This window comes from Protofrankia sp. CiP1_Cm_nod4, from assembly GCF_982290645.1.
In genome coordinates this window covers 20,281-27,709 of the sequence record NZ_CEVIVC010000036.1, presented here as the reverse complement: position 1 = coordinate 27,709, position 7,429 = coordinate 20,281, and the positions used below count along the sequence as shown (strand labels likewise).

The following is a 7,429-nucleotide window of genomic DNA, read 5'->3' as shown; positions in this document are numbered from 1 at the left end:
CCGGGAGGTCCAGGCAGCGAAGGACCGCGGGGAGAAGTGGGCGATGCTCACCGCCTACGACGCGACCACCGCCCGCATCTTCGACGAGGTGGGCGTGCCGGTGCTGCTCGTCGGCGACTCGGCGGCCAACGTCGTCTACGGCTACGACACCACCGTCCCGGTGACGGTGGAGGAGATGCTGTCGCTGGTACGCGCGGTCGTCCGCGGAACCACCCACGCGATGGTCGTCGCGGACCTGCCCTTCGGCTCCTACCAGAAGTCGGTGGAGCAGGCGATCGACAACGCGGCGCGTTTCCTGAAGGACGGCGGCGCCCAGGCGGTCAAGCTCGAAGGGGGCGCCCGGGTGGTCCCGCAGGTCGCCGCGCTGGTGGCAGCCGGCATCCCGGTCATGGCCCACCTCGGGCTGACCCCGCAGAGCGTGAACGTCCTCGGCGGCTACCGGGTGCAGGGCCGCGGCAACGCCGGTGACGCCCTGCTCGCCGACGCGCTCGCGCTGGAGGCGGCCGGCGCGTTCGCCGTCGTGCTCGAGGTGGTCCCGTCCGATCTCGCCGCCCGGGTGAGCAAGGAGCTGACCATCCCGGTCATCGGTATCGGGGCCGGTCCGGACTGCGACGCGCAGGTCCTGGTCTGGCAGGACATGGCCGGCCTCTCCGACGCGCACGCCCGGTTCGTCAAGCACTACGCCGACCTGCGCTCCATCCTCGCCGACGCGGCGCTGCGCTTCACCGAGGAGGTCCGCGGCGGCACCTTCCCCACCATCGAACACAGCTACCACTGAGCACACCCGACACCGCTGGGCAGGCCGCCACCACCAGGCCCGCCCAGCGGTTGTCGTCAAAGCATCACGCCCACGTCCTTCAGGGCTGATCAGAAGACGTGACGTGGGCGGGTGGTATCCGTTCGTGACAGCCCTATCTCCGGCCCCGGCATGGGCCGGCGGCGACGGCACCGCGGATGTCAGGTGCGGGCGGGGGTGGTGACCGGGTGGGAGAGCTGGGCGTCGAGGACGGCGCGGGCCGATACCAGGGACGGCCCGTACCAGGTCAGGTGGCGGCCGGAGACGCACACCACCGGGGTGTCCCCGAACGCCTCCGGGCCGTCGGCGGGGCTGAACGGGTACGGCTCGTCGGGCAGCACCACCAGGTCGACGGGCGGCACCTCGTCCAGGTGGATCCGGGGATAACGCTGCGGATGGCCGGCGAGCACGTTGTCGACCCCGAGCCGGCGCAGGACGTCACCGGTGAACGTCTCCCGCCCCACCGCCATCCAGGGCCGGCGCCACACCGGGACCAGCGCGCTGCGCCGCGGCCCGCGGTATGGGGCCGCCCAGGTCGCGCGGGCGGCGGCCAGCCAGTCCGGCCGGTCGAGGCGGCAGGCGCCCCGCAGCATCCGCTCGAGGCTGACCAGGGCGGCGTCCACGCTGGCCGGCGCCGTCACCCACACCGGGACGCCGGCCGCCCGGAGCTGGTCGAGATCGACGTCCCGGTTCTCCTCGGCGTTGGCGCAGACCACGTCCGGGGCGAGGGAGAGGATCGTGGCGATGTCCGGGTTCTTCGTCCCGCGCACGCGGGTCACGTCGAGGTCGGCCGGGCGGGAGCACCAGGCCGTCGCCCCGACCAGCAGGCCGGGCGCGGTGTGCGCGATGGCTTCGGTCAGGCTGGGGACGAGTGAGACCACACGGGTCACCCGCCGGGGCACCGCCACCTCGTTACCAAGATCGTCCACTTCGTCACCAAGATCGTCGATGTTACTGAGATCGTCGATGCCGGGATCGTCCCGGCCGCTCGCCGTCACCGTCGCCACCTACCCCGGTCGATTGCCACCTACGCCAGCCGGGCCCGCCAGCCGGGCCGGACGTCCGCGGGGGAACGCCGGACGCCCGTGGGGGAACACTGTGATGAAACATTCGCCACAGAACGCCTGACTCGAGCTGCCACTACCTGCTGCTACCTGCTGCTACAGCTAGCTATTACCGCCAAACGTTACTGAACGTCTGTCACACGTAGCCCCGCGTGGGACTTGTAACGCCTGTTCACCGAGATCAGGTTCGCGGTCAGCCCCTCGACGGAGGCGGCGTTGCGCAGCTTGCCCGCGTAGACCCCGCGGATGCCGGCGATCCGGCCCGCCAGGGCTATGACGGTGTCGGTGGCCTGCCGGTCGTCACCCAGGACAAGAACGTCGGTGTCGATCTCGCTGACCGTCTCGTCCTCCAGCAGCACCGCGCTGACATGGTGGAACGCGGCCACCACAGCGCTCTCCGGCAGCAGTGCCGCAGCCTGCTGGGCCGCGCTGCCCTCGGGCACCGGGAGCACGAACGCGCCGCCCTTGTCGAAGCCGAGCGGGTTGACGCAGTCAATGATGATCTTGCCGGCGAGCTCGGCGCGCAGGCTGGTGAGCAGCTCGCCGTGGCCGTCCCAGGGCACGGCGACGATCACGATGTCGCCGGCGGCGGCGGCGGTGGCGTTGTCCGCGCCGGTGACAGCCCAGCCGGCCGCGCCCAGTTTCGCGGCGGTCTCCCCGGCGCGCTCGGCGGAACGCGAGCCCAGCACGACCCGGTTGCCCGCGATGGCCAGACGGCGCCCGAGCCCGCGGCCCTGTGGTCCCGTGCCACCAAGGATGGAGATCGTCAACAACGAGACGTCAGGTAGATCGCCAGGAGAGCCCATGGGCCACATCCTGCCGCATGACCCGCCCACAGGGCATTCTGATCGCCGGCGGACCGATCAGGCGCATCCGTCGCCGGTCACGGAGGCCGGTGGGCGGCGAAGCGGCCCCGGAACACCGAGAGGCCGGTGTCGCCCGAACCCGCCCTGCCCTCGAACCGGCCCTGACCAGCCCGCTCTGGCCAGCCTGGTCACCCGGCCCGGCCGGGCCACCGCTCCTGATCCTGCCACCCCGAGTACTTCCGACTGGCTCGAAGTGTATCCATACGCCTGGGTTCACCCATGGGTACCCCCGGTCACCCGACCCGGGAGCGAATGCGGGACTATGCCTGAACAACGTGACAGCTACGGGCGTTGATCGTCCTGTAGAACGCCGGCGGACGCCGGGGGGCGGGAGTCTTCTCAACGGACGCGGCCGTACCGATCAGGCAGAGGAGCGGCAGAAGGTGAACGACGGAAACAATTCCGTTCTTACAACACTTCGCGACCATGACATGGCGTTGCGTGACATCCATGGAACGTTGGACAACCCCGGCCGCGCGTCGTTCGAGGACGGGTCGTACCGTTCCATTCCACGAACAGCGGCGAGATCCACAGAACCAGGCGGAAGAGGTCGAGCAATGGCGGACGTATCGGTTCGCTTCGCGATGACGAACGACAGCGAAGTGGTGCTCAACCTGTCGCTGCCGCAGGCACTGCGCCTGATGGAGGCGATCGCGCGCAAGGTCGGCGAGACACTCGCCGAGCGCAGCACGCAGGGCGTCGGAGGCGTCGGAGGGGTGCCCACGCCGGCCCCGTCCAACGGCATGCCGAGCCTGGGGCCGTACACCCCGTCCTGAGCCGCGCGGCCTGCCCGGCGACAGGGCAGGCCGACAGACGCGGGCGGGCGCCCATCCGCTGGTGGCCCCACCCGCGGCCAGCCCGGCCGTCCTGCCGTGGGCGGGCGGCCACAGGCGAGGCGGCATGAGCCGGGCAGCGTCTCCAGGTGGCGTGCGCAGGTGGCGTGCGCAGGTGGCGGGTGTGCGCCGGGAGCGCGTCAGCTCCGGGCCGGCCGGGCGCTGCCCAGCGCCCGGGGATGCGACGTCGCGTACACCTCGCGCAGCCGGTCCACCGTGACCAGCGTGTAGATCTGGGTGGTGCTCACCGACGCGTGGCCCAGCAGCTCCTGGACGACCCGCACGTCGGCCCCGCCGTCGAGCAGGTGGGTCGCGAAGGAGTGCCGCAGCACGTGCGGTGACACGCCCTCCACGCCGGCCGCCACGGCCGCGGTCCGCAGCACCGTCCAGGCGCTCTGCCGCGACAGCCTGGTCCCCCGCCGGGACAGGAAGACCGCCGGGGACGCCCGCCGGCTCGCCAGCACCGGCCGCGCCCGGACCAGGTAGGCGGCCAGCGCCTCCCCGGCGTACCGGCCGAGCGGGACGACCCGGGCCCGGCCACCCTTGCCGCGCAGCCGCACCGACGCCGCGTCCAGATCCAGGTCGTCGACGTCGAGGCCGACGGCCTCGGAGATGCGCGCGCCCGTCCCGTAGAGCAGTTCCAGCAGCGCGGCCGCCCGCAGCTGCCGGCTCCCCTCGGCGGGATCACCGCCGGGACCGCCGGCGGCGGACGCGGACGCGGCGCGCAGAACGGCCACCACCTGGTCGACGGTGAGCGCCCTGGGCAGCCGGCGCGGCGGGGTCGGCGGGCGCACCGGCCGGGAGACGTCCGAGGTGACCTCGCCCTCCCGCGCGGCGAAGCGGTGCAGCGACCGGACCGAGACGAGCATCCGCGCCACCGACGACGTCGCCAGCGGCGGGTGCTCGCCGGCCCCCTCCCGGAGGGTGGCCGCGAACTCGGCCACCTCGGACTCGTCCACATCGGCCAGCGAACGCACCCCGCGCAGGTGCAGGTGCTCCAGGTAGCGGCGCAGGTCGCGCCGGTAGGCGAGGACCGAGTTGCGCGCGAGCCCGCGCTCGCCCGCCAGATGGTCGAGGAAGCGCTCGACCACGACGGCCGGGTCCCCGGCCACGGGCTCCGGGCCGGCCGGCATGCTCACGCGCGTACCCTGCGCGCACCGGCCGCACCGGCCGCGTGAGCCGCACCGGCCGCGTGAGCCGCACCGGCCGCGTGAGCCGCACCGGCCGCGTGAGCCGCACCGGCCGTATGGGCCGTATGGGCCGCGGTCAGGCCAGGTGGGCGCCGGTCATCCTCAGAGACAGCATGGTCACCGCCAGGGGCGACAACGGACTCGCCGGCCATCAGCCCATCAACCCATCCCCACGCCCGCGCTCGTCGTCGATGTACGTGGCTCGCCATCGACGTGAGTGTAGGTGCCCGGCGGGCGGCCTCCGCCCATATCGCGCGGATCGCACCCGACCACCTGGGACGACGCGTCTGCCGGGGCGATTTGCCAGCCCCTGTCCGTACGTGTAAAGGGCTGAGGCTATCCTCACATCTGATGCGGACAGACAGTGGACCGCCACGACACGCCCGGTGTCTGCCGGCCCGGTGTCTGCTGGCCGCCATCGTCCTCACGGTGGCGGCCGGCTGTGGCGGCAGTGCGGCCACCACGGGTGCCCCGGCTCCGCCCAGGGCGCAGTCGTTCGGCCCGGCCGGCCAGCCGGACGGGCCGGTCACCGGCGATCCAGGCCCGGCCGGGCCCGTGTCACCGGCGGCGGCCACACTGTCCGGGCCGCCGCCCGCCGACCCGGCCAGGACGGCGCTGGCGACGGTACGGGCGTACTTCACGGAGATCAACACGGCCAGTCGGGAGGGACGGGTGGCGGACGTGAGCCTGACAGCCATGCCGGGATGCCAGACGTGCATGCTCGACGTCGGTGTCACCCGCGGTTTCCACGACCAGGGCGGGCACGCCGACGTGGATCCGCTCGCCGTCGGCCCGGTCGTCATGGATCCGCCCGGGGAGCGGACCGCCACCGCGCGCGCGACCGTGGCGATCAGAGCCGTCCGGCTGCTCGACGCCGCCGGCAACACCGTCCGGACCTATCCCGCCCAGCCGGCCCGCGCCGCCACCGCGACGCTGGTGCTGAGCACGGCGGGCTGGCGCATCCAGAACGTCCTGTACACCACGGGGCCGTCGTGACGCGGGCAGCCCCGTCCCCGCACGCTCACCCGTGCCCCGGCCCGGAGCACCCTGGACATCTGGAACGCCCGGGGCCACCGGAGCGGCTGGGCGGTCCCGGGAGAGTGCTGGCGGTCGTGCTCCTTGTCGTCACGGCGTCCCTGCTCGGGATGCTCCCGCCGGTGGTGTCACCCGCCGCCGCCGCACCGGACGGGCGGACCGGCGGGTCCTGCGCGGCCCTGTGGGGATACTGCGACACCCGCGCCACCGACAGCGGATACACCTACATCTTCGTCGGCGGGCGGCTGCAGCGGACGCCGGCGACCGGCGCGGGCCGGCGGGCGGGCGGCGGCTGCGGGGACTGCGTCGTCCCGCTGAACTACTGCAACATCGGGGCCGAGACCACCGGCTTCGAGGAACTGCTGTGGGTGACCGCCCCGGAGGCGGCCGCTGACACGAACGCGCTGTGCGACCCGCAGCCCGGTGCCGCCCCGACCCTCGCGCAGGTCCAGGCCGCGCTCACCAACTACCTGCGGGAACAGGCGCTGCCCAAGCCCACGCTCGTCGTCGCGCCGAGCGGGCGCAGCTTCGCCAACCTGCCGACGGTGGTGTACACACCGGTCCCGCCGGCCTTCGTCTTCAACGTCGACCAGCCGGTGCTCGCCACGATCACCGCGGTCCCCCACTACCGGTGGGACTTCGGGGACGGCGCGACCGGCCCGGACTCCCCCGGCCGCCCCTTCGACCCGGCGATCTCACCCCGGGAGCATCCCGACGCCTACGTGTCGCACGCCTACCGCCAGCCCGGCACCTACACGATCACACTTACGGTGATCTGGCAGGGGACGTTCGCCGTGCCCGGCGTCGGGCAGGCATTCCCGCTGGACCCGGTGGTCCTCGCCGCGAACGCCCCCGTCGTCGTGAACGAGGCCGGCAGCGTCCTCACCGGCAACGACTGACCCAAGACCGCCTGCCCCGGCCCGCTCCGCCCACCCGCCCGTCCGGCCCGCTGAAGCGCCGGCCGGGCGGATACGGATGGCTATCCAACGGGCACTCCTGGTGCTGGGCGGTCCGGCCAGGGTGCGTCCGCGGCGCGCAGGGCGGCGAACCCGCCGGCGCGGGCCGTCGCCGCCGCCAGGATGCCGATCACAGCCATGGCGTTGGTGATGGTCCCGGACAGCACGTCGGCCACCGCCTCGTCGAGATCCACCCGCCGCGTGCGCAGCTCGGCCTCCTCGTGGACGCCGACGTGCCGCCGCGACGGCGGGATCACCGCCAGCTCGCGGGCGAGAAAGACGCGGTACGCCTCGTCGGTCATCCCGGGCGAGGCCAGGACGTCGACGAGCAGGTCCCAGCGGGCGGCCGTGAGATGGGCCTCCTCGGCGAGCTCGCGGGCGGCGGCGGCCGCCAGCGGCTCCCCGGGGATGTCGAGGATGCCGGCGGGCAGCTCCCACAGAGGCCGGCGGACGGGGTGACGGTACTGGTTGACCATCACCACCCGCCCGGACTCGTCCAACGCGACCACCCCGACCGCGCCGGGGTGCATGATGACGTCACGCTGGGACACCACGCCGTCCGGCATCCGCACGATGTCCCGGCGCAGCCGGATGATCCGCCCGGTGAAGACGACGTCGGACTCCACCACCTCGTAGCGGTGCCCGCTGTCGGAGCGGTAGCTCGCCGCCGCGGACGGCGCGCCAGCCGC

Annotated in this window: 8 protein-coding genes; 4 read left to right on the top strand and 4 right to left on the bottom strand. The window is 73.3% G+C overall.

All coding sequences use genetic code 11. From position 1 onward, the window contains the following. On the top strand, positions 1-778 hold a 778-nt coding region (gene panB, locus AC5LSR_RS09500), incomplete at its 5' end, for a 3-methyl-2-oxobutanoate hydroxymethyltransferase (protein ID WP_493464820.1). 179 nt (positions 779-957) lie between these two features. Here panB and AC5LSR_RS09495 read toward each other — a convergent pair. Continuing rightward, a complete protein-coding gene (locus tag AC5LSR_RS09495; protein WP_445548476.1) occupies positions 958-1,764 on the bottom strand; it encodes a helical backbone metal receptor in 807 nt (268 codons plus the stop codon). Between the two features lie 218 nt (positions 1,765-1,982). Continuing rightward, positions 1,983-2,666, bottom strand: a complete 684-nt coding sequence (npdG, locus tag AC5LSR_RS09490) for an NADPH-dependent F420 reductase (RefSeq protein WP_250281833.1) — start codon at positions 2,664-2,666, stop codon at positions 1,983-1,985. 617 nt (positions 2,667-3,283) lie between these two features. Here npdG and AC5LSR_RS09485 point away from each other — a divergent pair. Further along, positions 3,284-3,502: a hypothetical protein gene (locus AC5LSR_RS09485; protein ID WP_013874442.1), complete on the top strand. Its 219-nt coding sequence runs from the start codon at positions 3,284-3,286 to the stop codon at positions 3,500-3,502. A gap of 197 nt (positions 3,503-3,699) precedes the next feature. Here the strand turns inward: AC5LSR_RS09485 and AC5LSR_RS09480 are convergent, their stop codons facing one another. Continuing rightward, complete coding sequence (locus tag AC5LSR_RS09480; RefSeq protein WP_250281858.1) at positions 3,700-4,692, bottom strand: tyrosine recombinase; 993 nt, start codon at positions 4,690-4,692, stop codon at positions 3,700-3,702. Positions 4,693-5,100: 408 nt separating this feature from the next. Here AC5LSR_RS09480 and AC5LSR_RS09475 point away from each other — a divergent pair, with 408 nt between their 5' ends. Together AC5LSR_RS09475 and AC5LSR_RS09470 are read left to right on the top strand one after the other, a co-directional pair. After that, positions 5,101-5,745: a hypothetical protein gene (locus tag AC5LSR_RS09475; RefSeq protein ID WP_250281834.1), complete on the top strand. Its 645-nt coding sequence runs from the start codon at positions 5,101-5,103 to the stop codon at positions 5,743-5,745. A 104-nt stretch (positions 5,746-5,849) separates the two neighbouring features. Then, on the top strand, positions 5,850-6,683 hold the full coding sequence (locus tag AC5LSR_RS09470) for a PKD domain-containing protein (protein WP_493464818.1): 834 nt from the start codon (positions 5,850-5,852) through the stop codon (positions 6,681-6,683). Between the two features lie 80 nt (positions 6,684-6,763). Here AC5LSR_RS09470 and AC5LSR_RS09465 read toward each other — a convergent pair whose 3' ends face one another. Next, on the bottom strand, positions 6,764-7,369 hold the full coding sequence (locus AC5LSR_RS09465) for an NUDIX domain-containing protein (RefSeq protein WP_250281860.1): 606 nt from the start codon (positions 7,367-7,369) through the stop codon (positions 6,764-6,766). Between the last annotated feature and the right edge of the window lie 60 nt (positions 7,370-7,429).